The sequence below is a fragment of the Pseudomonas koreensis genome, from assembly GCF_036668835.1.
Classification (GTDB): Bacteria; Pseudomonadota; Gammaproteobacteria; order Pseudomonadales; family Pseudomonadaceae; genus Aquipseudomonas; species Aquipseudomonas koreensis_I.
Genome location: NZ_JAZEVW010000021.1, coordinates 1 through 3,041, shown reverse-complemented (window position 1 = coordinate 3,041; position 3,041 = coordinate 1). Strand labels below are relative to the sequence as shown.

The 3,041-nt window shown below is 51.7% G+C and carries 1 rRNA gene; it reads right to left on the bottom strand.

The annotated features are described in order from the left end of the window. Positions 1 to 82 precede the first annotated feature (82 nt). Positions 83 to 2,976 (bottom strand): 23S ribosomal RNA (locus tag V6F91_RS27115). Positions 2,977 to 3,041 lie beyond the last annotated feature (65 nt).

Sequence of the window (3,041 nt, the reverse complement as noted above, 5' to 3'; positions counted from 1 at the left end):
TTTGTGAACATCGAACTTTCGGTTCGTTTCGTCTTCACACACCGCAATCTGGTCTGTTCGACTCAAATTGCTTGGGTGTTATATGGTCAAGCCTCACGGGCAATTAGTATTGGTTAGCTCAACGCCTCACAGCGCTTACACACCCAACCTATCAACGTCGTAGTCTTCGACGGCCCTTCAGGGAACTCAAGGTTCCAGTGAGATCTCATCTTGAGGCAAGTTTCCCGCTTAGATGCTTTCAGCGGTTATCTTTCCCGAACATAGCTACCCGGCAATGCCACTGGCGTGACAACCGGAACACCAGAGGTTCGTCCACTCCGGTCCTCTCGTACTAGGAGCAGCCCCTCTCAAATCTCAAACGTCCACGGCAGATAGGGACCGAACTGTCTCACGACGTTCTAAACCCAGCTCGCGTACCACTTTAAATGGCGAACAGCCATACCCTTGGGACCGGCTTCAGCCCCAGGATGTGATGAGCCGACATCGAGGTGCCAAACACCGCCGTCGATATGAACTCTTGGGCGGTATCAGCCTGTTATCCCCGGAGTACCTTTTATCCGTTGAGCGATGGCCCTTCCATACAGAACCACCGGATCACTAAGACCTACTTTCGTACCTGCTCGACGTGTCTGTCTCGCAGTCAAGCGCGCTTTTGCCTTTATACTCTACGACCGATTTCCGACCGGTCTGAGCGCACCTTCGTACTCCTCCGTTACTCTTTAGGAGGAGACCGCCCCAGTCAAACTACCCACCATACACTGTCCTCGATCCGGATAACGGACCTGAGTTAGAACCTCAAAGTTGCCAGGGTGGTATTTCAAGGATGGCTCCACGCGAACTGGCGTCCACGCTTCAAAGCCTCCCACCTATCCTACACAAGCAAATTCAAAGTCCAGTGCAAAGCTATAGTAAAGGTTCACGGGGTCTTTCCGTCTAGCCGCGGATACACTGCATCTTCACAGCGATTTCAATTTCACTGAGTCTCGGGTGGAGACAGCGCCGCCATCGTTACGCCATTCGTGCAGGTCGGAACTTACCCGACAAGGAATTTCGCTACCTTAGGACCGTTATAGTTACGGCCGCCGTTTACCGGGGCTTCGATCAAGAGCTTCGCGTTAGCTAACCCCATCAATTAACCTTCCGGCACCGGGCAGGCGTCACACCCTATACGTCCACTTTCGTGTTTGCAGAGTGCTGTGTTTTTAATAAACAGTCGCAGCGGCCTGGTATCTTCGACCGGCATGAGCTTACGGAGCAAGTCCTTCACCCTCACCGGCGCACCTTCTCCCGAAGTTACGGTGCCATTTTGCCTAGTTCCTTCACCCGAGTTCTCTCAAGCGCCTTGGTATTCTCTACCCAACCACCTGTGTCGGTTTGGGGTACGGTTCCTGGTTACCTGAAGCTTAGAAGCTTTTCTTGGAAGCATGGCATCAACCACTTCGTCACCCAAAGGGTAACTCGTCATCAGCTCTCGGCCTTAAGATCCCGGATTTACCTAAGATCTCAGCCTACCACCTTAAACTTGGACAACCAACGCCAAGCTGGCCTAGCCTTCTCCGTCCCTCCATCGCAATAACCAGAAGTACAGGAATATTAACCTGTTTTCCATCGACTACGCTTTTCAGCCTCGCCTTAGGGACCGACTAACCCTGCGTCGATTAACGTTGCGCAGGAAACCTTGGTCTTTCGGCGTGGGTGTTTTTCACACCCATTGTCGTTACTCATGTCAGCATTCGCACTTCTGATACCTCCAGCAAGCTTCTCAACTCACCTTCACAGGCTTACAGAACGCTCCTCTACCGCATCACCCGAAGGTGATACCCGTAGCTTCGGTGTATGGTTTGAGCCCCGTTACATCTTCCGCGCAGGCCGACTCGACTAGTGAGCTATTACGCTTTCTTTAAAGGGTGGCTGCTTCTAAGCCAACCTCCTAGCTGTCTAAGCCTTCCCACATCGTTTCCCACTTAACCATAACTTTGGGACCTTAGCTGACGGTCTGGGTTGTTTCCCTTTTCACGACGGACGTTAGCACCCGCCGTGTGTCTCCCATGCTCGGCACTTGTAGGTATTCGGAGTTTGCATCGGTTTGGTAAGTCGGGATGACCCCCTAGCCGAAACAGTGCTCTACCCCCTACAGTGATACATGAGGCGCTACCTAAATAGCTTTCGAGGAGAACCAGCTATCTCCGAGCTTGATTAGCCTTTCACTCCGATCCACAGGTCATCCGCTAACTTTTCAACGGTAGTCGGTTCGGTCCTCCAGTTAGTGTTACCCAACCTTCAACCTGCCCATGGATAGATCGCCCGGTTTCGGGTCTATTCCCAGCGACTAGACGCCCTATTAAGACTCGCTTTCGCTACGCCTCCCCTATTCGGTTAAGCTCGCCACTGAAAATAAGTCGCTGACCCATTATACAAAAGGTACGCAGTCACCCAACAAAGTGGGCTCCCACTGCTTGTACGCATACGGTTTCAGGATCTATTTCACTCCCCTCTCCGGGGTTCTTTTCGCCTTTCCCTCACGGTACTAGTTCACTATCGGTCAGTCAGTAGTATTTAGCCTTGGAGGATGGTCCCCCCATATTCAGACAAAGTTTCTCGTGCTCCGTCCTACTCGATTTCATGACCAAGAGATTTTCGCGTACAGGGCTATCACCCACTATGGCCGCACTTTCCAGAGCGTTCCGCTAATCTCAAAGCCACTTAAGGGCTAGTCCCCGTTCGCTCGCCACTACTAAGGGAATCTCGGTTGATTTCTTTTCCTCAGGGTACTTAGATGTTTCAGTTCCCCTGGTTCGCCTCTTGCACCTATGTATTCAGTACAAGATAACCATCTTATGATGGCTGGGTTCCCCCATTCAGACATCTCCGGATCAAAGTCTGTTTGCCGACTCCCCGAAGCTTTTCGCAGGCTACCACGTCTTTCATCGCCTCTGACTGCCAAGGCATCCACCGTATGCGCTTCTTCACTTGACCATATAACCCCAAGCAATCTGGTTATACTGTGAAGACGACATTCGCCGAAAATTCGAATTTCTCAA